This window comes from Cellulomonas sp. KRMCY2, assembly GCF_000526515.1.
Lineage (GTDB): Bacteria > Actinomycetota > Actinomycetes > Actinomycetales > Cellulomonadaceae > Actinotalea.
Window position 1 is genome coordinate 1,062,837 of sequence record NZ_JAGF01000001.1, and the last position, 25,711, is coordinate 1,088,547.

A 25,711-nucleotide genomic window follows, 5' to 3' on the forward strand; every position below is an offset into this window, starting at 1 on the left:
GGTGGGGTGAGACGGGCCCTACCCGGCTCGCACGTCTCGCGCGTGGTGGCCCGCGAGCCAGTCCATCGCCGCCGGGACCTCGCGCAGGACCGAGACGTGCCCGTCGTCGGGCCGATGCCAGAGCTCTGCGCGCCCGATCCGGCGGGCCAGCCAGGCGGAGTGCGCCGGCGGCACCATCCTGTCCTGACCGCCGTGGACGAGGAGCACGGGTGCGCCGATCTGCGCCGGGTCGAAGCCCCACGGAGCGGCGAACGCGACGTCGTCGTCGATGAGCCCGTCACCACCGGCCGCGGCGGCCCGTCCGGCGTCGTCACCCAAGGACGCCCACGGTCCCGACAACGCCGCCCAGTCGGCGTCGGTGAAGGTGCGGGGATCGAACTCCGCGGTCTCGGCGTACCGGGCCCGCTCGTCCCGTCCCGCGACGGCCGCTCGCAGCGCACCCTTGGCGGTCATGCCGCCGAACCAGTCGATGTCCCCGGTGAGCGGCGCAAGCCCGGCCAGGCAGACGACAGCGATGACCTGGTCCGGGAGCCGGGCCGCGCAGGCGAGGGCGTGCGGTCCGCCACCCGATGCGCCCATCGTCGCGAACCTGCCCACACCGAGAGCCTCGGCGATCCGCGCCACGTCACCCGCAGCCGACGCGACGTCCCGACCTGGTGCCGGGACGGATCCGCCGTAGCCCGGTCGGGCGTACGACACGAGCCGGATGCCCCGCTCGGATGCCGCGGCCAGCAACGGCGGAAGGAGGGCACCGGTGTGCGGGGAGCCGTGGTGCCAGATCACGGTCAGCTCGTCCGGGTCGCCGGCCCCGGTCTCGTACGTGCGCACCGTCCGCCCGGCGCCGACGACGACCTCCCGCTCGATCACCATCGCCTCACGGTAGCCAGCCGCGCCCGGGGCGGCACGCGCCGACCCGCCCTGAGCAGGGGCGGGCGCACCGCACCGCCGCGCCCTGCTCAGCGCAGCTCAAGCTCAGCGCAGCTCAAGCTCAGCTCAGCTCAGCTCAGCTCACTCAGGCGATCTCGAAGTGCCCCCGCACGTCACTGGTGTACGGCCCGTTGACGTTGACCCACTGCCCGAGCACGTCCCGGAAGTAGGGCTTGACGGTGTAGAACGGCGCGGCGACCGTCCCAGGCACGGTGCAGGACATGGTCCAGTAACCGTCCGTGGCGGTGCCGGACGTCAGGGTCGCGACGCCGTTGCAGAAGGACGAGTTCCCTTCGACCCCGTCCGCCGTCGACTCGATCTGGACGAAGGCGACACCCACCGGGCTGGTCAGGTGGGTGCTGATCGTCAACGTCTGGCCGGCGGGGACCGGCGACGGGGTGACGTCGACCGACACGACCGTCGGCCGCTGGACGTCGGCGTAGCCACCGGCAATGGTGAAGGTGCCACGGGGTGTCTCCCCGATCGACCCGTTGAACCAGATCCCGCCGGCGTCCCAGCCGTAGGCCGTGACCGTGTAGCTCCCGGAGAGCACCTGCGCCGGCGCGGTGCAGCTCAGGGACCAGGTCCCGTCCGTGGCCGTCCCGGCCGTGAGCGTCGCGGTCTCGGTGGTGCAGAGGGCTTCCACGCCCTCGGCACCATCGAGCGCCGAGACCAGCTGGACGGTGGTCATGCCGACGTCACTGGTGATGTCCGCGCTGATCACGTATGGCTCGCCAGGGGCCACGACAGCGGGTGACACGGTCACGGACGAGACGACCGGCACCGACGGCTCACGCCCACCGATCACGGTGAAGGTGCCCCGGACGGGGTCCCCGACCATCGGTGTGCCGTGGCCCCAGTTGCCGGCGATGTCGTACGCGAAGCCCAGAACCTCGTGCGGGCCGGAGAGGGCCAGCGCGGGCACGGTGCAGGACAGCGACCAGACGCCGTCACGGACGGTGCCCGAGGTCAGAGCTGTGGTCGTGTCGCAGAAGTAGTCACCGTTCATGCCGACCTGGAGGGCGGCCGACGCGAGGCCGACGGCGTCCGTGAAGTGGCCGGAGAAGGTCAGGACCTGCCCCGGCGAGGCAGTCGTCGGCGACACGGTGATCCAGTCGACCACCGGCGGTGACGCGTCGATGACCAACGGGGCCGTGGCACCGGCAGCACTGCCGGCCATGTCCTGCCCCGCGGCCTCGATCTCGTGCGCACCCTCCGGCGTCGACGACGGGACCGTGACGGTGGTGCTGAACGTGCCCGCACCGGAGACCGTCACGGTGCCCAGGTCGATCGGGTCGGAGTGCAGGACCAGGCGCGTCGTCGAGCCTGGCTTGAACCCCGAGCCGGAGACGGCAAGGGAACCACCCGGCCGGACGACCGATCCCGCGGTGACCTGGACCGCAGGGATGTCCGGCGGCACGATGACGACGGGCGCCACGGTGAACGTCGCGCGGACCGTCGTCGTCGGCCCACCGTTGGTGTTGAGCCAGTTGCCGACGACGTCGGCAGCGGACGGTGTCACGGTGTACTGCCCCGCCGTCGCATCGAGCGGCACGGTGCACGTGACCGACCAGGTACCGAGCGTCGCGGAGCCTTCCGTCAGACGAGCGGTCGGGTCGCAGAAGCCGGCGCCAGGTCCGACCCGGAGACTGGCCGAGGCCACACCCGCGACATCAGCGAAGCTCCCCTGGAAGGTCACCACATCCCCGGGCGCTGCGACGGGCTTGGAGACCGTGACCGTGGTGACGCTCGGGCCCGTCGAGTCGACGCGGACCGACGCGACAGCCCTCGTCGGCAGGCCTGAGCCGTCGCGACCCTCCGCCACGACGGTGTGCACGCCGTCGGGGACCCCTGCCGGTACCAGGAGCGTGGCACTGAATGCGCCCCCCGCAGAGACCGCGACGGTGCCGAGGTCGAGCGGTCCGGTCTGGAGCGACACCCGGACCGTGGAGCCGGGCTTGAACCCGGAGCCTGAGACGGCCAGCGGTGAACCGGCGCGGACCAGCGCGGACGCCGTCAGCACCGCGGGTGTGGCGGCGCCGCGGGACCAGTACTCGTCGCTCGCGATGATCCCGCCGATGATCGCCTCATCGCGCCCGCCGGCCTGCAGGATGCCGACCCACGTCGACTGGCCTGACGGGTCGATGCCGCGGCCGAGCAGGTGCTGGTAGTGCTCGTCCACCACGGTCCGGAGGCGCTCGGTCGAGAGCAGGAACCCCATGGCCACGGGGACGCGCCCCGCGCCGTCAGCCAGTCGCCCCGTCCAGTAGGTGATCTCGTTCGCCCCGGCGGCCCGGCCGAGCACATCGGTGTAGAGCGCGGCGACCCAACCCGCATCGGTCGAACCCGCCTTCGCGTAGTACTCCGGGGAGGCGATGAAGCCCGACTCCATCTGGGAGATGGTCCAACCGTTCTTCATCGCCGCCAGCCACGTGCTCAGTCCGACCGCGTCGGGTCCGCGGTTCAGGTAGCGCGCGTACGAGGCGCCGATCAGTCGCGCGCGGTACTCGGTGCTGTACGTGATCGAGTTCGCCACCGCGACTCGGGCGTGCCGCTGTTCAGCGCCGCGGTCCACCCCGCCATCCCCGTCGGGTCGGGTGCCCGGTCGAACAGGTCGAGGTAGACCCGTCGGATGTATCGCTCGACCGCTGACTCCTCGGTATCAGCAACGACGGTGGCGGCGGCGGTGCCGGTACCGGAGGTCGTGGCCGACGCAGGCACCGTCGCTCCTGCACGGACCTCCGCCGGCCGTGCGTTCGCGCTGGATGCGCCTGCGACGACGAGGCACACCCCGAGCACCAGGGCAGACCCGCGTCGACGGCTGGTCGCGCGGAAGCGGCTCGACGCACTCATGGGGGTTCCTTGGGTCGAAGCCGGACGTCACAGGAGACGGCCGTGGCGGGGATGATCACTCTGGGGGAGGCGATCATGAGAACCGTATCCAGCCGCGCGCAGGAGCGGGCGCCATCGGGCCATCCAGCATCGCCGCAGGTCACAATCCCACCCGTTCGGCCCAGCGCCCGCCGGGACCATGATCGGGACCGCCGGCACCCGCCCGGTCACACCGCGAGGCGCGCCAGCAACCCGTCCCGCACGGCCGGCCACTCCGGCGCCAGGACCGAGAAGTAGACGGTGTCTGCCCGCGACCCGTCGGCGGCGATCCGGTGGCCGCGCAGCACACCCTCGGGGACGGCGCCCAGCCGGCGCATGGCACCGGTGCTGCGCACGTTGCGGGCATCCGCGCGCAGGGCGACCCGGTGCATGCCCCACGTGTCGAAGGCGTGGCTGAGCAGCAGGTACTTGCACGCCGGGTTGGTGCGCCCACCCCACCACTGCCGGCCGTAGAAGGTGTGCCCGATCTCGCAGCGCTGCTGGGCCGGCAGCACGTCGTAGAACGAGGTCGACCCGCGGACCTCTGCCGTGCCGGCGTCGAGGACCGCGAAGGCGTACCGGTCCGGCGTCTCCAGCGCGGTGCGGATCACGCCCGTCATGTGCGCGGCGTCGCGCGGTGTGGGCGACGTCGTGCCGGCCCAGACGCCGTCGTCGACCAGGGACACCAGGGCCTCGGCGTGCCCGAGGGCCAGCGGCTCCAGTCGCAACCCGTGCCCGCTGAGCGTGACGGCGTGCTCCATCAGCACTCCTCGACCCAGCCGGCCGCGGCCAGCACCTCGGCGGCGACCTCGCGGGGAGGGCGCCCGTCGTTGTCGACGACGACGTCGTCCAGGCCGGCGGTGTCGAGGATCCGGTCGAGCTCGACCGTCCGGGCCAGGTGCCAGTCCCGTGCGCTCCGGTCGTCCTCCCGCTCGGTCAACCGGGCCAGCCGGCTCGCCTCGCTGACGGTCAGCCGGACGATGGCCACGTCCGCGCCGTCGAAGGCTGCCTCGTAGCGCTCCCGGTCCGCCGGGTCCTCGACCACGTCGGCGAGCAGCACCCGCCAGTACCCGTGCGCGGCGAGGTTCGGCGCGATCGCAGCGAGCTGCGCGAACACGACCTGCTGGGCGAAGGGATCACCCGGAGGCGTCGGCCACACCCGGCGGAAGACATCGGCGTCCAGCCAGGCGTGCGGGACCTGGCGCTCACCGAGCAGAGCGGCAGCAGCGGCGGCGATCGTCGTCTTGCCGGCGCCCACCGTTCCGTTGATGACCAGGACCCGTGTCCCGGCATCGGGCGCGAGCCACCTGGCGTAGCAGACCGACCGGACCTCGGTCGCGTAGGGACCGTAGCCGGCGATCCGCCGGTAGCCGGACGAGCGGTACAGGCCGATCGCCTCGTGCTGGCGGACGCCGGTCTCCAGGATCAACCGCGCGAGCCCGTACTCACGGGCGATCCGCTCGAGCTCGAGGAGGATCAGCCGGGACAGGCCGCGGCGACGGAACGCCGGGCGGACGTACATGCGCTTGAGCTCGCCGTAGCCGGGCCCGTACCCACCGCCGTCACGCAGTGCACCGCAGCCCGCGACCTCACCGCCGACCCTGACCAGGACCGTGCCGAGCATCTGCTCGGGTGGGAGGATCGGCTCGATGTCACCCTCGCCGTCGTAGCGGCCGGCGAGCTCGGTCTGCTGCTCCTCGCGCAACCGCGCGGCGTCGTCGTCGTGCCACGGCACGACAGCGATCTCGACCGCACCGGTCACCTGCGGGGCGTCGTCCCGGTCCATCGCGCGCCCTGGGCCGCTCAGCGGACGAGGGCGCCGAGCACCGACGTGAACAGCCGCAGCCCGTCGGTCCCGGTGCGCGGGCCGCGCGGCCCGTCCGGTCCGAAGCCGGGCTCGACGGCGTGCTCGGGGTGCGGCATCAGCCCCACGACGTTCCCTGCGGCGTTGCAGATCCCGGCGATGTCGCGGCGCGAGCCGTTCGGGTTCCAGTCCTGGTACCGGAAGACGACGCGGCCCTCGCCCTCGAGCTCGTCGAGGGTGTGCTCGTCGGCGACGAACTGGCCGTCCTGGTTCTTCAGCGGGACGGTGATCCGCTCGCCGGGCGTGTAGTCGCGGGTCCAGGCGGTGTCGACGTTCTCGACGGCGAGCACCTGCTCGCGGCAGACGAACGTCCGGTGGTCGTTCTTGATCATCGACCCCGGCAGCAGGTGCGCCTCGCACAGGATCTGGAAGCCGTTGCAGATGCCGAGCACGGGGAGCCCACCGGCCGCGGCGGCGATGACGGAGTCCATCACCGGGGCGAAGCGGCTGATCGCCCCGGCGCGCAGGTAGTCGCCGTAGGAGAAGCCACCGGGCAGCACGACGGCGTCCACGCCGTACAGGTCGGCGTCGGCGTGCCACAGCGGGACGGCGGTGGCGCCGGCCAGCCGGACGGCGCGGGCAGCGTCCCGGTCGTCGAGGGTCCCGGGGAACGTCACGACACCGATGCGGGCACCGGCCGCCGACCCGTCACGCGGACCGGCGGACCCGTTCTGGGTGGCGGTCGGCGTGGTCACTCGCCGTGCTCCTGACCGGCGTCGTGCTGCTCTGCCGCGGCGACCCGGACGACGTCCTCGATCACCGGGTTGGACAGCACGGTCTCCGCGGCGCGGCGCACCGCGTCCAGCACCTCGGCGGTCACCTCGCCCTCGACCTCGAGCTCGAACCGCTTGCCCTGGCGCACGCCGACGAACCCGGTGAAGCCGAGCCGCGGCAGGGCAGCGGCGACGGCCTTGCCCTGCGGGTCGAGGATCTCGGGCTTCGGCATCACATCGACGATGACACGTCCCACGGGGAGCTCCAGGTGCTGGTGTTGGGCGGCAGCTGCTGCGGCGCGCTGCACGGCGCTGTGCTCGGCCGAGGCCAGCGTACCCAGCCGGGCGTGCGCGACGACGCGCGTGCCCACGGTTCGACCCCCGAGCGGTGAGACTGCAGGGGCAGCGCGGTCGCCGGGAACGGCTACCGCAGGACGGGGTAGGGCGGGTCCCCGAGCCGGTGCGGTGGGACGACGGCACCGTCGGGCACCGGACCGGCCAGCGGCCGCACCGCGATCGCGAGACGGTCGACGTCCGGCACCCGGCCGCGGGTTGCCGTCGACCACACGTCGTAGCCGGCGAGATCGTCCACGTCGGCCGGGTCGCTCCGGCAGATCGTCGCCAGCGCGACCGCGGCACCAGGAAGCAGAAGCATCGCCGCAACACCCAGCGGCACGCTCAGGACCAGCGCGAGCGTCCCGGCGACCTCGGCCCAGACGAGCGCACCGACCGCGCCGGTCCACAGGACCACGTTCACGCGACCGGTCCGCGAGAGCCGGCGGAGGACCCGGTAGGGCTGGCCCGCCCGCTCGGGGAGCCACCGCCGCAGCCGGCGTTGCGCCACGACGGCGATCCGGACCCCGGCCAGCAGGGCGGCGCCGAGCACGATCAGCGCCACCGTCCGCCCTGTGCCGATCGGGCCGACGACGATCTCCCAGCTGCCTACGTCCAGCGGGATCGTCCGGAGCGCCTTGGGCGCGGCCAGCACCGAGACGACCGAGCCGACCGCGACGAGTCCGAGCGCCGGCACGGCCCAGCGCAGGGCGGATCGGGCGTCGACCCGGACACCGGGAACCTCCTGGCCGATCAGCACCCCCGGCACGAGAAGCTCGCCGGGCTGCGGCACCAGGTGCTTGAGGCGCGCCTGGCGGCGGTAGTGGTTCGGCCAGAGCACCAGCGATGCCAGCCCGAGTCCGACGATGATCAAGCCGTAGACCTCAGCGGGCTGTGCGCTCCCGAGCGGAAGCGACAACGACCAGATCACCAGGAGCGCCCACATCGAGGCCAGATACTGCCGGGTCGGGTACAGGGCGCCGTCGATGTCGTCAGCCGCCCATCCACGGTGCGCGGCCGGGATGCGGCGGTTGAAGAACCGGTACAGGAACCAGGTGGGTAGCGGTGGGCGCTCACGCCAGCGCGTCGCCCACCCTGACCGGACCAGGTCGACGACTGTCCGGAAGCTCAGGCGATCGTCGTCGGGCCGCGAGAGGTCGACGAGGACGCCGAACAGCTCGGCACCCCGCACGATGCGCCACCGCGGCGGGTAGGCCCGGAGCCAGCGGGTCACACTCCGCTCGAACCGCGGGTTCACCCCGCGGGGCGGCCCAGCAAGGGCGGGCTGCTGCCGCGCCATCACGCACCACCGAGCGCCGGTCCGGCGTGCAGCACCGACTGCGCCCGCCGGGTCAGCGCGTGCAGGCGCGCGGTCTCGGTCGCGACGGCCGCGGTCCCGGCCTCGGTCAGCCGGTAGTAGCGACGCAGTCGACCGTCGACGACCTCCTCGCCGCTCGGCTCGACCAGCCCGGCCCCGCCCAGGCGGTCGAGCAACCCGTAGAGCGTCCCGGCACCCAGCGCCGTCGCACCGGCCGAGAGGTCGACCACCGCCTGCACGATGCCGTAGCCGTGCCGGGGCTGGTCGACGAGCGACAGCAGCACGAGGTACGCCTGCTCGGTCATCCTGAAGCGCACGTGCGATATATATCGCGAGACGACCTATCGCACAAGCATCGCGGGACTCGACTACCGGCGGGATCGGCTGCGGCTCGCCGCGTGGCTCCCCCGGCCGCCGCTGCCGAGCAGCACCGACAGACCGATCATGTAGCCGAAGTCGTACCAGCCGCCGTTGTTGTGCACCTCGTAGATGCCCACGCCCTCGTTGAACAACGAGATGATGAAGGTGATCGGCGCGATCACCCCGTGCCACAGGCCCAACCAGAACCCGGCCGGCTCGGTGGCGGTGGCCGCCGCCGTGTTGATCAGGTCGTTCGGCCCCGCGGCACAGGCCGCCAGGAGAAGCAGGGCTGCCGCCACGAGCAGCACCGGACGCATGTTCCGGACGGACACCTCGACCACCTCCAGCTCAGGCGAACGACGCGGTGCCGTCCGCCGACAGGAGCCAAGGTCCTCCACCCCGACCCCGCCCGTCCACCCCGCCTGCCCCGTCCACCCCGGTCACGGCACGACGACGGTCATGCCCGGTCCGGACGCGCCCGGGTCGGCCATCGCCGCGAGCGCTGCGCCCGCCGCGTCGAGGCCGATCGTCCGGCCGACCAGCAGCTCGGGCCGCAGCGCACCGCTCGCGACCTGCGCCAGCAGCGCGGGGTACCCATGGGCGGCCATCCCGTGGCTGCCGTAGACCTCGAGCTCCCAGCCGACGATGCGGTCCATCGGCAGGGCCGTCCTGGCATGCCCGGCGAGCAGCAGACCGACCTGGACGTGCCGCCCGCGCCGGCGCAGCCCGAGCACCGAGGCGACGGCCGTGTCCGGGTGGCCGAGCGCGTCGAGCGAGACGTCGGCCCCACCACCGGTGGCGTCGACGACCCGCGCACCGACCGCCTCCGGCGTCGCGTCGGCGTCCGGCAGGCCCGCGGGACGCGGGTCGAGCACGACCTCGGCGCCCAGCTCCGTCGCGGCCTGCCGCGCAGCGGCCGACACGTCGAGCGCCACCACGCGTGCCCCGGCCGCGACCGCGATCATCACCGCCGAGAGCCCGACGCCCCCGCAGCCGTGCACCGCGACCCAGTCGCCCTCGCGCACCCGGCCGTGCACCGTCAGCGCCCGGTGGGCGGTCGCGAACCGGCAGCCCAGCGATGCGGCGGTGACCGGCGTCATGCCGTCGGGCAGGCGGACGAGATTGACGTCGGCGTGGTCCAGCGCGACCAGCTCGGCGAACGAGCCCCAGCCGGTGAAGCCGGGCTGGGTCTGGTTCTCGCACACCTGCTGCTCACCGGCCAGGCACGCCCGGCACGTCCCGCACGCGCACACGAAGGGCACGGTGACGACGTCGCCGCTCCGCCACCGTCGCACCGAGGCGCCGACCTCGACCACCGTCCCGGCGAGCTCGTGACCCGGGACGTGCGGCAGCGCGATCCCGTCGTCGTGCCCCTGCCAGCCGTGCCAGTCGCTGCGGCACACGCCGGTCGCCTCGACCCGGACCACGACGCCGTGCGAGGGGCACGCGGGCGCGGGCACGTCGGCCACCGTCAACGGCCCACCGAACTCCTCGAAGAGGACGGCGCGCATCAACGACCCGGCCGCAGCAGGACCTTGATCGCCCGTCGCTCGTGCATCGCCGCGTAGCCGTCCGGAACCTGGTCCAGCGGGAGCTCCAGATCGAAGACCGGCGACGGGTCGATGGTGCCGTCGAGCACGTCGGCCATGAGCGCGGGCAGGTAGGAACGCACCGGGGCGACCCCGCCGCGGACCGCGATGTTGTTGCCGAACATCGTGCGCAGCGGCAGCCCGGACTCCATGCCGTTGGGCACACCGACGTAGCCGACGGTCCCACCCGGCCGGGCGATCGCGACGGCCGTGTCCCAGGACGACTGCATGCCGACGCACTCCAGGACGTGCGGGACGCCGAGTCCCTCGGTCAGCTCCATGACCCGGGCGACGGCGTCGTCACCACGCTCGGGCACGACGTCGGTGGCACCGAAGCCGCGGGCCACGGCGACCCGGCTGTCGTGCCGGCCGAGCAGGATGATCCGCTCCGCGCCCAGCCGCCGCGCCGCGAGCACCCCGCACAGCCCGACGGCGCCGTCGCCCACGACCGCGACGGTCGAGCCCGGCCCGACCCCGGCGGCGAGCGCCGCGTGGTGGCCGGTGCCCATCACGTCGGACAGGGTCAGCAGTGCGGGCAGTCGCTCGTCGTCCGGCGCCACCGGTGCGACGACAAGTGTGCCGTCGGCCTGCGGGACCCTGACCGCCTCACCCTGACCGCCGTCGACCCGGTCCTCGCCCCAGCCACCACCGTGCAGGCAGGACGTCTGGATCCCGGCCAGGCAGTGCGGACAGGTCCCGTCGGACCACATGAAGGGTGCGATGACGACGTCGCCCGGTCGCATCGTCGCGACGTCGGCACCGACCTCCTGGACCACGCCGAGGAACTCGTGGCCGATCCGGGCGGGACCGTTGCGGCGCGGCCCGGTGCTCCGGTACGGCCACAGGTCGCTGCCGCAGATGCAGGACATCAGGACCCGCACGACGGCGTCCGTCGGCTCGAGCAGCACGGGATCGGGAACCTCCTCGACCCGCACGTCGAAGCCGCCGTGGATGATCGCTGCCTTCATGAGCACCTCGCCTCGGAGCGCGTCGTGGACCTGACCATTGTGGTGGCTCGGACGTACCCGCAGTCGCCGGCTGCGGCTCAGACCGTCCGGTGCGTCCAGCGCCCGTCCAGCATCGTCGCGGCCACCGGCATGGTCCGCAGGTCGACACCGTGCCGGGTCAGCGGATCGGCGTCGAGAACGGCGAGGTCGGCGAGGTCACCGCCGGCGACGACGGACCGGCCACCGGTGGTGGCGCGCAGGGCCACCTCGACCGGGATCCGCTGCTCCGGGTGCCAGGCCGGCCGCGCGTCCCGGGTGCGCTCGACGGCGGCACCGATCGCCTGCCACGGGTCGAGCGGTGCGACGGGTGCGTCCGAGCCCAGCGCCAGCCGGACCCCGGCCTCGTGCAGCGAGCGGAAGACGAAGGCGCGGTCGGTGCGGCCCGCCCAGTACCGGTCCGCCACATCCCGGTCGTCCAGCGCGTGCTCGGGCTGGACGCTCGCGACCACACCGAGGGCGGCCATCCGGCCGACGTCCCGCGGCGCCAGGAGCTGGGCGTGCTCGATGCTGCCCCGCGCCCGGGTCGCGTCGAACGCGTCGAGCGCCAGCGTGTTCGCGCGGTCCCCGATCGCGTGCACCGCGCAGGTCAGGCCGGCTGCCGCCGCTCGGCGCATCAGGGCCCGCAGCTCGTCCGGCGGGACCGACAGGACGCCGGTCGCCCCCGGCCCGGTGAGCCCCGGGTACGGGTCGGCGCAGCAGGCGGTCCGGGTGTTGAGCGATCCGTCGGTGATGATCTTCAGCGAGCCCATCGTCACCAGACCGGCGGTGCCCGGCACCACGTCGTCGCTGCGCACACCGCGCGCGACGATCGCCCCGAGCCCGTCCGGCCAGACGGCGGCCTGCACGCGCAACCCGAGCGGCCCACCCGCGGACCGCCGCGCCCAGACGTCGATGCCGCCGGCGGCCTCGAAGTCCACGACGCCGACGACACCTCGCGCCGCGGCGGCGGCTACTGCCTCGGCGACCCAGCCGTCGAGCACGTCGTCCGGCGCCTCCCCGAGCCGGTCGATCACTGCGAACCACTGACGCTCGCGCACCAGGCCCGAGCCGTCCGGCGACGCGCCGGGGTCGGTCGCGACGCCGAACGACCGCGCGGCCGCGGTGCTCAGCCAGCCGCAGTGCAGGTCGCCGCTGACCAGGACGACAGGGACGTCGGGCCGGTGCGCCGCGTCGGCCGCGTCGTCGAGCAGCCGGGCGGTCGGCTCGTCGGACCACAGGCCGTCCCGGAAGCCGAAGCCGATCAGCGGGAGCCCGGCCGGCGGCGGGTCGGCGCGCAGCCGCTCGGTCACGAGCGAGGCCGCGCGGGTGGCCGAGGTCGCCGTCGACACGTCGAGCCGCCGTCGGGCCAGCGCCCACTGGGTCATGTGGGTGTGCGCGTCCCACAGCCCCGGCACGACCCAGCGGCCGTCCAGGTGCACGACGTCGTCCCCCGGCGAGGCGGTCAGCTGCGGCCCGATGGCGGCGACGCGGCCGGCGACGAGGTGCACGTCCACCGGCTCACCGCTGCGTCCCCCGGAGGCGTCGACCAGCCGTCCCCCGCGCAGCAGGACGGGCCTGCCGTGAGCGGCGCCGTCGTCGTCCTCGGACCGGTGGGCCTCCCGCATCAGGGCAGGACGAGGTCGCGACCGGTGAGGCGGCGGAAGGCGTCGAGGTAGCGCTCCTGGGTGCGGGCCACGACGTCGGCGGGCAGCGGCGGCGGCGGGGTGTCCGCCGCGCGGTCCCAGCCGGACGCCGGCGAGGTCAGCCAGTCGCGCACGAACTGCTTGTCGAAGCTCGGCTGGGCCCGGCCGGGCTGCCAGGCGTCGGCGGGCCAGAACCGCGAGGAGTCCGGGGTCAGGACCTCGTCACCCAGGACGATCCGACCGGCGTGCGGCCCCTGCAGGGCCCGACCGAACTCGAGCTTCGTGTCCGCGAGGATCACGCCGCGGTCGCGCGCGATCACCTCGGCCCGGCGGTAGACGGCCAGCGTCAGGTCACGCAGGCGGGCCGCGTCGTCGGCCCCGATCCGCTGCGCCACGAGGTCGAACGTCACGTTCTCGTCGTGCTCGCCGAGCTCGGCCTTGGTGGCCGGGGTGAAGATCGGCTCCGGCAGCCGCGACCCGTCCTCGAGCCCGGCCGGCAGCGGGACCCCGCACACCGCGCCGCCTGCGCGGTACTCGACCAGCCCCGAGCCGGTCAGGTAGCCGCGGGCCACGCACTCCACCGGGAACATCTCGAGCCGACGGCAGACCATCGCGCGCCCGGCCACGGCGTCGGGCACCCCCGCGGCCCCCGGTGCGGCCGTCACGACGTGGTGGGGCACGAGGTCGTCGAGCTGCTCGAACCACCACAGGCTGAGCTGGGTCAGCACCGTCCCCTTGCCGGGGACCGGGGTCGCCAGGACGTGGTCGTAGGCGCTGATCCGGTCGCTCGCCACGACCAGGACGACGTCGCCGTGCTCCTGGGCCGCCGCCGAGCCCGCCGACGGCAGGTACAGGTCGCGGACCTTGCCCGAGTAGGTGTGCGTCCAGCCCGGCAGCTCGAGGGTCATGTGGTCAGTCTCCCAGCGGCAGAAGGGTGTTCACGCAACGACCTCCACCGGCGTGCCGAGCGGCAGGCCGATCTCCTCGACCAGGCGGACGATGTCGGCGTCGGTCATCACGATGCAGCCGACCGACGGGTCCGTGCCGACCACCGTCGGCTGGTTGGTGCCGTGGATCCCGACGACACCCCGGCCGGCCGCGAAGGACACCAGGGCGGGCGGGTAGCCGGACAGGCCGTAGGCGTAGGCGCCGTAGACCCCGCCGGCCGTGGGCGGCTGCAGCAGCTCCTTGAGGAAGTACCTGCCGACCGGCACCATCTCGGCACCGAGCCCGATCGCCACGTCCAGCACGACCTCGTCGCCCCGGTGGAGCAGAAGACGGTGCTCGGCCGACCGCACCTCGATCAGGTCGTCGGTCATCGACAGCGCGACGTCGGCAGCACGTACCCAGCCGCTCGACCCCTGCGGCTCGACGGGCAGCAGCACCTGCAGCCAGTCCTCGCGCTGCTCGGTCACCACGAACGTCACCGGGACCTGACCGGGCAGGGAGATGGCGTCGGCCGCGGCGACGACCTGCGTCGGTGCCGCGTCGTCCGGGCTCGCGAAGACCTCCACCGGGTCGACCGAGGCGGTCGCGACCACCGTCACCGCCGGGTCGGGCTCCGGTGTCGGGGTGGGCGACGGCTCCGCCGTGGGCGACGGCTCAGGTCCGGTCGACGCGGTCGGAGACGCGGCCTCGTCGGGCGACCCGGCGGAGCACCCCGCGAGGAGCGCGACCAGGACCAGCGCGGCGAGGGCTCGGACCGTCGGACCACCCCGCTGCGCGTCCCGGCTGCCGCACGCACGGCCGTCGGCACCGCCGTCGGGCCTCGTCACAGAGCGGCCTCCGGCACCTCGAGCTCCGGCATCGTCGCGGCGATGTCCGTGCGGTGCTGCGAGCCGCGCAGCGCGATCCGCTCCACCCCGGCGTAGGCGGTCGCCCGGGCCGCGTCGATGTCCGGACCGGTCCCGACGACCGACAGGACGCGCCCGCCGGCCGAGACGAGCCCGCCGTCCTGCGCCCGTGCCGTCCCGGCGTGCAGCACGTGCACCCCGGGGACCTGCTCGGCCTCGGCGACACCCTCGATCTCGTCGCCGGCGCGCACCGTGCCCGGATAGCCGTGCGCCGCGACCACGACGGTCACCGCGGCGTCGTCGTGCCAGCGCAGCGGCGGCTGCTCGTCGAGACGACCGGTGGCCGCCGCGAGGAGCACCTCGGCGAGCGGCGAGGCGAGCCGCGCCAGGACGACCTGCGTCTCGGGGTCGCCGAACCGCGCGTTGAACTCGATCACCCGCACTCCGCGACCGGTCAGGGCGAGGCCGCAGTACAGGACGCCGGCGAACGGGACGCCGCGATGCCGCATCTCGGCGACCGTCGGCTCCGCCACGCGGGCGACCACCTCGTCGACCAGGTCCGCCGGGGCCCACGGCAGCGGCGAGTACGCGCCCATCCCCCCGGTGTTGGGGCCGGCGTCGCCGTCGAGGGCCCGCTTGAAGTCCTGCGCCGGGGCCAGCGGCACGACTGTCACGCCATCGGTCAGGCAGAACAGCGAGACCTCCGGCCCGTCGAGGTACTCCTCGACGACGACCGCGCCGTGACCGGCTCCACGCTCCAGGCAGCCACGTGCGTGCTCGAGGGCCTCCTCGCGGTCCGAGGTCACGACGACCCCCTTGCCCGCCGCCAGACCGTCGTCCTTGACCACGTAGGGCGCGCCGAACGCGTCGAGGGCTTCGGCGACCTCCTCGACGGTCGTGCAGACGTGTGCCATGGCGGTCGGCACACCCGCGGCGGCCATCACGTCCTTGGCGAAGGCCTTCGAGCCCTCGAGCGCCGCGGCCTGCGCGGTGGGCCCGAAGCACGCGATCCCCACGGCCCGGACCGCGTCGGCGACCCCCGCCACGAGCGGCGCCTCCGGCCCGACGACGACCAGCTCGGCCTGCACCTCGGTGGCGAGGGCAGCGACGGCCGCCCCGTCCATCGGGTCGACGTCGTGCAGGGTCGCCAGGGCCGCGATCCCCGGGTTGCCCGGTGCCGCGTGCAGCTCGTGCGCCGCGCCCGCCGAACCTGCGGGGCCGACCGAGCCGGCCGGGCCCGCCGGACCACCGGCGAACGCACGGATGATGGCGTGCTCCCGCGCGCCCGAACCGATGACCAGGATCCGCACGGTGTCAGCCGAGGAGGTCGTGGCGGACGATGGTCGCCTCGCGGCCGGGGCCGACGCCGATCGCGGAGACCCGCGTCCCGCTGATCTCCTCGAGCCGCAGGACGTACCGCTGGGCGTTGACCGGCAGCTCGTCGAAGGTGCGGCAGGCCGTGATGTCCTCCCACCAGCCGTCGAGCTCCTCGTAGACCGGCACGGCGTGGTGGACGTCGCTCTGGTCGAACGGCATCTCGTCGTACCGCGTGCCGTGGACGTCGTAGGCGACGCAGATCGGCACCTTCGCCAGCCCGGTCAGGGTGTCGAGCTTGGTGACCACCAGGTCGGTCAGCCCGTTGACCCGGCTCGAGTAGCGCGCGACGACCGCGTCGTACCAGCCGCAGCGCCGCGGACGGCCGGTCGTCGTGCCGTACTCGCCGCCCTGCTTGCGCAGCCACTCGCCGGTGTCGTCGAGCAGCTCGGTGGGGAACGGACCCTCACCGACCCGGGTCGTGTACGCCTTGATGACGCCCACCACGCGGTCGATCCGGGTCGGTCCGACACCCGAGCCGGTGCACGCCCCGCCCGCAGTGGCCGACGACGACGTGACGAACGGGTAGGTGCCGTGGTCGACGTCGAGCATCGTCGCCTGACCGGCCTCGAACAGGACCGTCTTGCCCTCGTCGAGCGCCTTGTTCAGGATCAGCGCGGTGTCCGCGACCATCGGCCGGAGCCGTTCGGCGTACGCCAGCAGGTCGGCGACGGTCTCCTCGACGGTGATCGCGCGGCGGTTGTAGACCTTGACCAGCAGGTGGTTCTTCTGGTCGAGCGCCCCCTCGACCTTCTGCGCCAGGATGTGCTCGTCGAACAGGTCCTGGACCCGGATGCCGACGCGGCTGATCTTGTCCGCGTAGGTCGGTCCGATGCCGCGCCCGGTCGTGCCGATCCGGCGCTTGCCGAGGAACCGCTCAGTGACCTTGTCGATGGTCCGGTTGTACGGCGGGATGATGTGCGCGTTCGCCGAGACCAGCAGCCGCGAGGTGTCGACACCGCGGACGTCGAGGGCGTCGATCTCCTGGAACAGGACGGTGAGGTCGATCACGACCCCGTTGCCGATCACGGGGGTGACCCCTGGCGACAGGATGCCCGAGGGCAGCAGGTGCAGGGCGTACTTCTCGCCGTCGATCACCACGGTGTGCCCGGCGTTGTTGCCGCCGTTGAACTTCACGACGTAGTCGACGCGCGACCCGAGCTGGTCGGTGGCCTTGCCCTTGCCCTCGTCGCCCCACTGGGCACCGAGCACCACGACGGCTGGCATGAGGATCCTTCTCTCGGGAGCAGTGGCACACGACCGGGACCTCCCGAGTGCCGCATCGAGGCTACCGGAGGTGGACCTGCCCGGAGCGGCCGTCTCGTCCCGGGCAGGGTGCCCGCCGCCGCGGCCGTTCCCACCCGGGTGATTTCCCCCGACCTGAACCGGTCCTGACGTGCGGCTGCCCGACGGCGTGACTACAGTCGAGCACGGCCTGGCCCCCCGGCCCCCTCTTGGAGAACCCCATGATCGAGATCGCCATGTCCCCGGCGACCACCACGCTGGTCATCTCCGGTGACCTCGATCTGGCCGAGCGTGACCAGTTCCCCGAGATCGCCGCCCGCGTGACCGGCCTGCGCCGCCAGCTCCTGGTCATCGACATGTGCGGGGTCACCTTCATGGACTCCACCGGGGCGGCGTTCCTCATCTCGCTCGCCGACTCCGGCCGCAAGCGCGGGGGCGCGACGGTGCTGCGCGGCTGCGACGAGCGCGAGCTCTTCGTGCTCGAGGTCTGCGGCGCCCTGCAGATGTTCCGGCTCGACACCGAGCACGCGTGCCCACCGGTGGAGTCGATCGTCTCCTGAGGCGTCGGCCGAGGCGGCGCCCGCCGCCCGAGGGACCGGACCGTCCGGGGTCAGGACCGACCGAGGGTCAGGACTGCTCGGGCCCGCGGGCACTGGTGAGGTTGCCGAACGGCACCGGCCGCACCCGCGCCCACACGAGCTTGCCGGTACCCGCCGGCCGCCAGCCCCAGTCGGCGAGCCGCTCGACGATCTGGATGCCGTAGCCGCCGACCCGTCCCGGGTGCCCGTCGGTCGCCACCGGCGGTGCCGGGTTGGAGTCCTCGACCTCGATCCGCAGTCCCTCTCCGGTGTCGAACAGACGCAGCACGACGTGGCCCCAGCCGTGCAGGACGGCGTTCGCCACGAGCTCGGAGACCACCAGCTCGGCGCTGGCCACACCGGGGATCTCCCAGGCCGCACAGGTACGCAGCACCGCGTGCCGCGCCCGGCCGATCGATGCCGGCTCGCTCGGCAGCGACCAGCGGCGCCGCCGCGGGCTCGGCGCACCAGGGGTGGGCACCGCGTCGGGGTCAGGGATGCGCACGACCACGACGGCGACGTCGTCCTCGGGCTCGTCGGCCAGCCGGGACAGCAGCTCCTCACCGACGCCGGCCGCGTCGAGGGCGCCCACCTGACCGGTCACCTCGACCAGTGCGCGCAGACCCTCGCGCAGCGTCCGGTCACGGCGCTCGATCAGCCCGTCGGTGTACAGGACCAGGACGTCGCCCGGTGCCAGCTCGTGCCGCCCGGTCGACCGCCCGGTGTAGCCGAAGCCCACCATCGCACCGCCGGCCTCCGACAGCTGGACGACCTCGGACCCGCGCGCGACCAGCGGGGGCAGGTGACCCGCGCGCGAGTAGCTCAGCGACCAGCCGGTCGGGCTGCGGGTCAGGGTCGCGAACACCAGGCTGGCCGAGCGCGGGATCCGCATCCCGGCCACGAGCTGGTCGACGCGGTCCAGCACGGCACCGGGCTGGGTGTCCTCGAACGCGTAGGACCGCACGACCGAGCGCAGCTGACCCATCGCGGCCGCGGCCTCGACGTCGTGCCCGACGACGTCGCCGATCACCAGGGCGATCACGTCGGGGTTCACCTGGAGCACGTCGTACCAGTCGCCGCCGACCTGGGCGTGCCCGGAGCTCGGCGCGTAGTACGTCCACACGTCGAGGTCCTTGACCTCGTCCTGCTCGGGCAGCATCGCGCGCTGCAGCGTCTCGGCCAGGCGGTGCTCGCGGGCGTACAGCCGGACGTTGTCCACCGCCATGCCGACCCGGCGGACCACCAGGTAGAGCACTGTGCGATCGCTCTCGTCCAGCCCGGCCAGCCCCTGCCCGTCCCGCGGCAGCGTGACCAGGACGCCCCGCGCACCGCGCCGACCCGGGATCCCCTGGACGACGACGAGGTCCGGCAGGTCACCGTGCCCGTCCAGGGCGGCACGCACCAGCTCGACGAGCCGCCGCGTGCTCGGCCCGCCGGCGTCCACCGCGAGCGGGAGCTCGATCGCGTCGTCGGACCCGCCGTCGAGCAGGTCCTGCACGACGTCGTGCACGCCGGTCGAGCCCCGACCAGCGTGCGTCCGCGCGCGGCGGCGTCCGGAGATGGCCGGCTCGTGGAAGCTCGCGTCGATCCCCTCGGCCGCCCGCAGGCCGGCGTCGTCCACGAAGAAGGCCGCCCAGGCCACGACCTGCTCGCGCAGCAGACCGGCGATCTCCCGCAGCACGTACGGGTCCTCGAGGTCCGAGAGCAGCTCGGAGACCTGCGCGACGAGCGTCAGACCGGTGCGGGCCCGCCGTTCGACGTCGATCGAGCGCTGCTGGGCATCGGAGTGCTCGACCTGCTCGGTCACGTCGACCTGGATGCCGACCCAGTGCGTGACGCGACCCTGGTCGTCCGGGACCGGGGACACCGACACCTGGTTCCAGAAGGCGCTGCCGTCGCGACGGTAGTTGAGCAGGATGACCGTGGCCGGACGCCCGGCGGCGACGGCGTCGGCGAGCACGCCGGACTGCGCCGGGTCCGTCGCGGGCCCGTGCAGCAGGTTCGGGTTTCGCCCGAGGACCTCGGCGAGCGGGTAGCCGGTCGTCCGCGTGAAGGCGTCGTTGACCCAGACGATCGGTGTGTCCGGCGCGTTGGCGTCGGTGATCACGAAGGACACGTCGGTCGCGCGCAGCGACCGCTGGAGCACACCGTCCAGCGGGTCGTCGGACGTGGCGGAGTCGATCATGCGATTGACCATCACCACCTCCGATCGTCTAGGTTTCGTCCAGACACCCCGCGGGACGGTCGGCCGAACCTGGACCCACCCTCCGACAGCGTGGTCGAAGGGAGCGACGTGCGCGACGCTAACAGCCGGACGCCGGACGGGCCTGTCGAGCTCACCACGCCGGACCGGCGTGCACCCCAGATCCCCGGCGAGCCCGCCTCGGTGCACGTGATCGTCGGTGACGGGCGCACCCGGATCGTGCTGTCGGGCGAGGTCGACGCCGACCTCGCGGCGGAGCTCGCCGAGGCCACCGACGACGCCGAGGCCACCGGGCTGCCGATCGACATCGACGCGCAGCACGTGACGTTCATGGACTCGTCAGGCATCGCGTTCCTGGCCCGCATCGCGACGCGGACCACCGAGCGCGTGCGCGTCCTGCGTGCACCGGAGACCGTCCGCTTCCTGCTCGGGGTGACCCGCATCGGCGAGCTCCTCGACATCGTCGACGACGACGGCGCCGCACCGAACCCCTGAGGGCCGGTACGACGCCGTCGTGCTCGTTCGTGCTGTTCGTGCTTGTTCGTGCGCGTCCGAGGTGCCGGACGGTCAGAGCTTGTTGCCGGCCGAGCGGAGCTGCTGAGCGGCCTCGACCAGGCGCTTGGCCATGCCGGCCTCGGCGAGCTTGCCCCAGGCGCGCGGGTCGTAGGCCTTCTTGTTGCCGACCTCGCCGTCGACCTTCAGGACGCCGTCGTAGTTGGCGAACATGTGACCGACGACCGGACGCGTGAACGCGTACTGGGTGTCGGTGTCGATGTTCATCTTGATGACGCCGTTGTCGACGGCCTCGGTGATCTCGGCAGCCGTCGAGCCGGAGCCGCCGTGGAAGACGAGGTCGAACGGGTTCTCCTTGCCGATCGCGTCGCCGACAGCCTTCTGGATCTCGGCGAGGATCGCCGGACGCAGCTTGACCGCACCCGGCTTGTAGACGCCGTGCACGTTGCCGAAGGTCAGGGCGGTCAGGTAGCGGCCCTTCTCGCCGGAGCCGAGCGCCTTGATCGTGGCCATGCCGTCCGCGACGGTCGTGTAGAGCTTCTCGTTGATCTCCGCCATGTGGCCGTCCTCCTCGCCACCGACGACACCGATCTCGACCTCGAGGATGGTGCGCGCGGCCACGGAGAGCGCGAGCAGCTCCTCGGCGATGATCAGGTTCTCGGCGAGCGGCACGGACGAGCCGTCCCACATGTGGGACTGGAACGTCGGCAGCTTGCCGGCCTTGACCTGCTCGATCTCGAGGGCGAGCAGCGGGCGCACCCAGGTGTCGAGGTTCTGCTTGGCGCAGTGGTCGGTGTGCAGCGCGACCGTGATCGGGTAGCTCTTCGCGACCTCGGCGCCGTACGCGGCGAGCGCGAGCGAGCCGGAGACGCGGTCCTTGATCGTCGAGCCGGACGCGTACTCCGCGCCACCGACGGAGACCTGGATGATGCCGTCGGACTCAGCCTCGGCGAAACCCTGCAGTGCCGCGGTGATCGACTGCGACGAGGTGATGTTGACGGCGGGGTAGGCGAACTTGCCCGCCTTCGCCCGGTCGATCATCTCTGCGTAGACCTCGGGGGTGGCGATGGCCATGAAGACTCCTGTTGTCGCGGGGCTTTTTCGCGCTCCATCGTGTCACGGATCGCCCTGCGTGGGGCGGGACCTCTCGCCCCCTGACACCACGTCTCACCGGGCGGCCCGTGCCGGCGGCCGAGCGGCCGAGCAGCCCGTCAGGCGTGCCGGCCGATCCAGGCGTACATCGCGATCGCCGCCGCCGCCCCGGCGTTGATCGAGCGGGTCGAGCCGAACTGACGGATGTGCAGCACGTCGACGCAGGCCTCGCGTGCGGCGTCGGACAGCCCGACGCTCTCCTGGCCGAACAGCAGCACGCACGCACGCGGCAGCGGGTAGTCGTCGATCGGGACCGAGCCCGGCAGGTTGTCCACCCCGACCAGCGGCAGCCCGGACTCGGCCGCCCACGCGGTGAGGTGCTCGACGTCGGGGTGGTGCATCAGGTGCTGGTAGCGGTCGGTGACCATCGCGCCGCGCCGGTTCCAGCGCCGCCGACCGACGATGTGCACCTGTTCCGCGGCGAAGGCGTTCGCCGTCCGGACGACCGACCCGATGTTCAGGTCGTGCGCCCAGTTCTCGATCGCGACGTGGAACGGGTGCCGTCGGGTGTCCAGGTCCGCGACCACCGCCTCGACGGTCCAGTAGCGGTAGCGGTCGACGACGTTGCGCCGGTCACCCTCGGCGAGCAGCTGCGGGTCGTAGCGGGGGTCCAGCGGCGCCTCGGGCCCCGTGCCGAGCCGCGGCCACACCGGCTCGCCACCCGGCCACGGACCGACGCCGACCTCGGCCCGGTCACCGGTGGCGTCGTCGTCCCTGCCATCGACCCCGCCGGGGTGGTCCTGGCTCACGCGCGATCCTGGCTCACGCGCGGTCTGGTTCGCGAGAGCTCACGCGAGCTCGACCCCCAGCGCCTCCGCCGCGGACCGGGCGCGCGCCCTGGCCTGCTCGACGTCGCCACCGCGGGCGAGCGTGACAGCGACCCGTCGATGGCCGGCGACGACGGGTTTGCCGAACAGCCGCAGCTGCGCGGTCGGGACGGCCAGGGCCGCGTCGACGCAGGTGAACCGCGGCACGCCGTGCCCCGTCGCCAGCACCGCGCACGACGCGGCGGCCGGCTGCCCCTGGCCGGCGCCGCTGCGCAGCGGCTCCCCCGCCGGCAGGCCGAGAACGGCGCGCGCATGCAGGGCGAACTCCGAGAGGTCCTGCGAGATCAGGGTCACCAGCCCGGTGTCGTGCGGGCGGGGCGACACCTCGGAGAACAGCACCGTCGACCCGACGACGAACAGCTCGACCCCGAACAGGCCCCAGCCGCCGAGCGCATCCGTCACCGTCGCGGCCACCCGCTGCGCCTCGGCCAGCACCCCGGACGGCAGCTCGGCCGGCTGCCAGGACTCGCGGTAGTCGCCGTCGACCTGCACGTGCCCGATCGGGTCGCAGAAGGTCGTGCCGCCGCGGTGCCGGACGGTCAGCAGGGTGATCTCGGAGTCGAACGGCACGAACGCCTCGACGATCACCCGGGTCGGGCCACCGTCGTGCGCCGCGACCGCCCGGCCACCGGTCTGGGCGAGCGTCCAGGCCGGCGTGACGTCGTCGGGCGTGCGGAGGACGGACTGACCCTTGCCCGACGACGACATCACGGGCTTGACCACGACCGGCATCCCGAGCGCGGCCACGGCAGCACGCAGGTCGTCGAGGGAGTCGACGAAGCGGTAGGCCGACGTCGGCAGGCCGAGCTCCTCGGCGGCGAGGCGGCGGATCCCCTCGCGATCCATCGTCAGCACCGTCGCCCGGGCGGTCGGCACGACGCGCGCGCCGGCCGCCTCAGCCTCGACCAGGACGTGCGTGGCGATCGCCTCGACCTCAGGCACGACGACGTCCGGCCGCTCGTCCGCCAGGAGCCTGCGCAACGCATCGGCGTCGAGCATGTCGAGCACGTGCGACCGGTGCGCGACCTGCATCGCCGGGGCGTGGGCGTAGCTGTCGGCCGCGATCACCTCGGCGCCGAGCCGCTGGAGCTCGATCGCCACCTCCTTGCCGAGCTCGCCGGAACCCAGCAGGAGCACGCGCGTGGCGCCGGGTGTCAGCGGCGTGCCGAGGCTGACCGGGCCGACGCTCGGGCCGGCGCTCGACCCGGAGCTCGACGTCGTGGTCACCGTCCGGCTCCGCGCCACGCCTGCAGCGCCTTGAGCCTGTTCGACGTGTGCAGGACGGAGCCCTCGTAGAGACGAGCGCCGAGCAGGACGAAGACGACAGCCGTCGCGAGGACGATCGCGGCGGCCAACGGCGGCTCCCACGGCGCGGCGTTGCCCAGCACGACCCGGGCCGGCATCAGCAGCGGTGCGGTGAACGGGATGTAGGACAGCATCCGCTGGGTGGGCCCGGGATCGATCGCGAAGATCGCGGCGAAGAACGGGACGATGACGAGCACCTGCATGACGATCGTCGTCGAGTTGAGGTCCTCGATGCGTGAGGCGAGCGACCCGGCGACGGCCCACAGGCAGGCGAGCATGACGAAGCCGAGCAGGAAGAACAGCAGGAACCAGCCGGAGGCGCCGAGCACCTGCCCGATCAGCTGGCCCTGGCCTGCGACCATCGCGCCGAGCAGACCCGCACCGCCGATCACCACGATCTGGCCGACCGCCATCACGGTGTTGCCCACGACCTTGCCGGCCAGCAGCCATCGCACCGGCAGCGCGGCGACCAGCAGCTCGACGACCCGCGACTGCTTCTCCTCGACCACGCTCTGGGCGATCGACATGCCGAAGGTCAGCACCGAGATGTAGAAGAGGAACGCGAAGACGAGGACCAGGAGCTCGGGCGGCATCGAGCCGGCCGGCCGGCTGTCGAGCAGCTCGGTCGTCGGCTGCGTCGGGCTGGTCAGTGCGGCGACCTCCTGCGGGGTCAGGCCACCCTCCTCGGCCGCCTCGGCGACCTGCAGCTGGGTCGCCGCAGCCCGGACGAGCACGTCGATCTCGTCGGGTACGGACTCCGCCCCGAGCACCCGCAGCGAGCCGAGGTCGTCGCCCACCACGGCTGCCGCGACGTCCTCGTCCCGGACCAGCCGCTCGACGTCACCTCCCGGCTCGACCTCGACGCTGGAGATGTCGGCGGGCGGCAGACCACCCGCCCCGAGCAGCGAGAGCACCGGCGGGACCTCGTTGTCCGGGTCCTGCGCCTCGAGCCCCAGCTGGGTCGCGAGCTCCACCGCCGCGCGTGCCGCGTCGCCCTGCACGGCGACCCGGATGCTCGGCGTCTGCTGGCTGATCAGGACCGGCACGACCGTCGCCGCGGTGACCAGCAGGAGCATGAAGACTGTCGAGCCGATGAAGGCCTTGTCGCGGAGCTTGACCATGATCTCGCGGCCGGCGACGACGCCGACGGCGGTCCACGCGTTCATCGCACGACCTCTCGGAAGATCTCGGCAAGGGTCGGCAGGACGGGCGCGAACTCGCGGACCGCACCGTGCGCCTGCGCTGCCGCGAGCAGGGCCTGGTCGTCCGCGTCCGGCGCGAGGTCGACGACGACGCGCTGCCCGTCCTGGCTGCGCACGCTCACCCCCGGCACCTGGTCGAGGAAGGACGCGACACCGGTCGGGCCGCCCGGCGGCACGGAACCGGCCTCGGTGCCGAAGGGTTCGACGACCAGGCGCATCCGGCGGCCGGCCTTCTCCGACCGGACCTCGCGGGCCTCCCCGGCGGCCACCACCGTGCCGCGGTCGATGATCACGACGTCGTCGCAGAGCCGCTCGACGAGCTCGAGCTGGTGGGAGGAGAAGAGCACCGGGATGCCGGCGTCGGCGCGGGCGCGCAGCTGCTCGCCCATCGCATCGACGGCGAGCGGGTCGAGGCCGGAGAACGGCTCGTCGAGCACGAGCAGGATCGGGTCGTGCACCAGCGCCGCAGCGACCTGGACGCGCTGCTGGTTGCCGAGCGACAACGTGTGCAGCTGGTCGTGGACCCGGTCGGCCAGGCCGAGCTGGTCGAGCAGCTCGGCGGTCCGCCGGCGAGCCGTCCGCGCGTCGACGCCGTGCACGCGACCGAGGTAGACGAGCTGGTCGGCGATCTTCATCTTCGGGTACAGGCCACGCTCCTCGGGCATGTAGCCGAAGCGCCGTCGGACCTCGAGCGTGAGGTCCTGCCCGCCGAGGGTGACCCGGCCGGAGTCCGCCGCGAGCACCCCGAGGATGATCCGCATCGCGGTCGTCTTGCCGGCACCGTTGGCCCCCACGAAGCCGGTCACGCGACCGGGGCGGACGGTGAACCCGACGTCGTCGAGGGCCGTGCGGTCCCCGAACGTCCGCGTGACACCGGTGAGCGTCAGCTCGTCCTGCACGGTGATCCCTCCCGAG

General features: G+C 73.3%; 25 protein-coding genes. 2 read left to right on the plus strand and 23 right to left on the minus strand.

Features of this window, described 5'->3' with window-relative positions; all coding sequences use genetic code 11:
- Positions 1-18 precede the first annotated feature (18 nt).
- The 17 genes from K415_RS0105165 to K415_RS0105250 form a co-directional block, all read right to left on the minus strand.
- Positions 19-870, minus strand: coding sequence for an alpha/beta fold hydrolase (locus tag K415_RS0105165; RefSeq protein WP_024286024.1), 852 nt, complete (start codon positions 868-870; stop codon positions 19-21).
- Positions 871-1,012: 142 nt separating this feature from the next.
- On the minus strand, positions 1,013-3,463 hold the full coding sequence (locus K415_RS0105170; protein WP_024286025.1) for a DUF4214 domain-containing protein: 2,451 nt from the start codon (positions 3,461-3,463) through the stop codon (positions 1,013-1,015).
- Positions 3,418-3,780, minus strand: coding sequence for a DUF4214 domain-containing protein (locus tag K415_RS0105175; protein ID WP_024286026.1), 363 nt, complete (start codon positions 3,778-3,780; stop codon positions 3,418-3,420). Before K415_RS0105175 ends, K415_RS0105170 begins: the two co-directional genes overlap by 46 nt.
- Positions 3,781-3,986: 206 nt before the next feature.
- Positions 3,987-4,559, minus strand: coding sequence for a GNAT family N-acetyltransferase (locus tag K415_RS0105180; protein WP_024286027.1), 573 nt, complete (start codon positions 4,557-4,559; stop codon positions 3,987-3,989).
- Positions 4,559-5,584 carry a GNAT family N-acetyltransferase gene (locus K415_RS23845; protein WP_197024673.1) on the minus strand — a complete coding sequence of 342 codons (1,026 nt, stop codon included), beginning with the start codon at positions 5,582-5,584 and terminating at the stop codon, positions 4,559-4,561. The genes K415_RS0105180 and K415_RS23845 overlap by 1 nt, the downstream gene beginning before the upstream one ends.
- Positions 5,585-5,601: 17 nt before the next feature.
- Entirely contained in the window at positions 5,602-6,288 is a 687-nt protein-coding gene (gene purQ / locus K415_RS0105195; protein WP_029663195.1) for a phosphoribosylformylglycinamidine synthase subunit PurQ, read from the minus strand.
- Positions 6,289-6,353: 65 nt separating this feature from the next.
- Positions 6,354-6,632, minus strand: coding sequence for a phosphoribosylformylglycinamidine synthase subunit PurS (gene purS / locus K415_RS0105200; RefSeq protein ID WP_024286029.1), 279 nt, complete (start codon positions 6,630-6,632; stop codon positions 6,354-6,356).
- A 167-nt stretch (positions 6,633-6,799) separates the two neighbouring features.
- Positions 6,800-8,008, minus strand: coding sequence for a hypothetical protein (locus tag K415_RS0105205; RefSeq protein ID WP_155859374.1), 1,209 nt, complete (start codon positions 8,006-8,008; stop codon positions 6,800-6,802).
- A complete protein-coding gene (locus K415_RS0105210) occupies positions 8,008-8,331 on the minus strand; it encodes a PadR family transcriptional regulator (RefSeq protein WP_024286031.1) in 324 nt (107 codons plus the stop codon). The genes K415_RS0105205 and K415_RS0105210 overlap by 1 nt, the downstream gene beginning before the upstream one ends.
- A gap of 63 nt (positions 8,332-8,394) precedes the next feature.
- Complete coding sequence (locus tag K415_RS0105215) at positions 8,395-8,718, minus strand: hypothetical protein (protein ID WP_024286032.1); 324 nt, start codon at positions 8,716-8,718, stop codon at positions 8,395-8,397.
- 108 nt (positions 8,719-8,826) lie between these two features.
- On the minus strand, positions 8,827-9,897 hold the full coding sequence (locus K415_RS0105220; protein WP_024286033.1) for a zinc-dependent alcohol dehydrogenase family protein: 1,071 nt from the start codon (positions 9,895-9,897) through the stop codon (positions 8,827-8,829).
- Positions 9,897-10,943 carry a zinc-dependent alcohol dehydrogenase family protein gene (locus K415_RS0105225; RefSeq protein ID WP_024286034.1) on the minus strand — a complete coding sequence of 349 codons (1,047 nt, stop codon included), beginning with the start codon at positions 10,941-10,943 and terminating at the stop codon, positions 9,897-9,899. The genes K415_RS0105220 and K415_RS0105225 overlap by 1 nt, the downstream gene beginning before the upstream one ends.
- A gap of 77 nt (positions 10,944-11,020) precedes the next feature.
- Positions 11,021-12,586 carry an amidohydrolase gene (locus K415_RS0105230; RefSeq protein ID WP_024286035.1) on the minus strand — a complete coding sequence of 522 codons (1,566 nt, stop codon included), beginning with the start codon at positions 12,584-12,586 and terminating at the stop codon, positions 11,021-11,023.
- On the minus strand, positions 12,586-13,512 hold the full coding sequence (locus K415_RS0105235) for a phosphoribosylaminoimidazolesuccinocarboxamide synthase (RefSeq protein WP_024286036.1): 927 nt from the start codon (positions 13,510-13,512) through the stop codon (positions 12,586-12,588). Before K415_RS0105235 ends, K415_RS0105230 begins: the two co-directional genes overlap by 1 nt.
- Before the next feature lie 30 nt (positions 13,513-13,542).
- A complete protein-coding gene (locus K415_RS0105240) occupies positions 13,543-14,379 on the minus strand; it encodes a L,D-transpeptidase (protein ID WP_024286037.1) in 837 nt (278 codons plus the stop codon).
- On the minus strand, positions 14,376-15,707 hold the full coding sequence (gene purD / locus K415_RS0105245; protein ID WP_024286038.1) for a phosphoribosylamine--glycine ligase: 1,332 nt from the start codon (positions 15,705-15,707) through the stop codon (positions 14,376-14,378). The genes K415_RS0105240 and purD overlap by 4 nt, the downstream gene beginning before the upstream one ends.
- Positions 15,708-15,711: 4 nt before the next feature.
- A complete protein-coding gene (locus K415_RS0105250; RefSeq protein ID WP_024286039.1) occupies positions 15,712-16,998 on the minus strand; it encodes an adenylosuccinate synthase in 1,287 nt (428 codons plus the stop codon).
- Positions 16,999-17,237: 239 nt separating this feature from the next.
- On the opposite strand from K415_RS0105250, the gene K415_RS0105255 reads away from it, so the two are divergent.
- Complete coding sequence (locus K415_RS0105255; RefSeq protein WP_024286040.1) at positions 17,238-17,576, plus strand: STAS domain-containing protein; 339 nt, start codon at positions 17,238-17,240, stop codon at positions 17,574-17,576.
- 67 nt (positions 17,577-17,643) lie between these two features.
- Here K415_RS0105255 and K415_RS0105260 read toward each other — a convergent pair whose 3' ends face one another.
- Positions 17,644-19,779 (minus strand): SpoIIE family protein phosphatase, encoded by a 2,136-nt coding sequence (locus tag K415_RS0105260; protein WP_024286041.1) that lies wholly within the window; start codon positions 19,777-19,779, stop codon positions 17,644-17,646.
- Between the two features lie 108 nt (positions 19,780-19,887).
- Here K415_RS0105260 and K415_RS0105265 point away from each other — a divergent pair, with 108 nt between their 5' ends.
- Positions 19,888-20,292 (plus strand): STAS domain-containing protein, encoded by a 405-nt coding sequence (locus K415_RS0105265; RefSeq protein WP_024286042.1) that lies wholly within the window; start codon positions 19,888-19,890, stop codon positions 20,290-20,292.
- A 72-nt stretch (positions 20,293-20,364) separates the two neighbouring features.
- On the opposite strand, the gene fbaA is transcribed toward K415_RS0105265, so the two are convergent.
- From fbaA to K415_RS0105290, 5 genes are all read right to left on the minus strand, one after another.
- Positions 20,365-21,384: a class II fructose-bisphosphate aldolase gene (gene fbaA / locus K415_RS0105270; RefSeq protein ID WP_024286043.1), complete on the minus strand. Its 1,020-nt coding sequence runs from the start codon at positions 21,382-21,384 to the stop codon at positions 20,365-20,367.
- 137 nt (positions 21,385-21,521) lie between these two features.
- Positions 21,522-22,211 (minus strand): RNA methyltransferase, encoded by a 690-nt coding sequence (locus K415_RS0105275; RefSeq protein ID WP_024286044.1) that lies wholly within the window; start codon positions 22,209-22,211, stop codon positions 21,522-21,524.
- Between the two features lie 39 nt (positions 22,212-22,250).
- On the minus strand, positions 22,251-23,516 hold the full coding sequence (gene purT / locus K415_RS0105280) for a formate-dependent phosphoribosylglycinamide formyltransferase (RefSeq protein ID WP_051480795.1): 1,266 nt from the start codon (positions 23,514-23,516) through the stop codon (positions 22,251-22,253).
- A complete protein-coding gene (locus tag K415_RS0105285) occupies positions 23,513-24,760 on the minus strand; it encodes an ABC transporter permease (RefSeq protein WP_024286046.1) in 1,248 nt (415 codons plus the stop codon). The genes purT and K415_RS0105285 overlap by 4 nt, the downstream gene beginning before the upstream one ends.
- The gene (locus tag K415_RS0105290; protein WP_231494832.1) at positions 24,757-25,695 is read right to left on the minus strand and encodes an ABC transporter ATP-binding protein; all 939 of its coding nucleotides are present in this window, start codon (positions 25,693-25,695) and stop codon (positions 24,757-24,759) included. The genes K415_RS0105285 and K415_RS0105290 overlap by 4 nt, the downstream gene beginning before the upstream one ends.
- Positions 25,696-25,711: the final 16 nt, after the last annotated feature.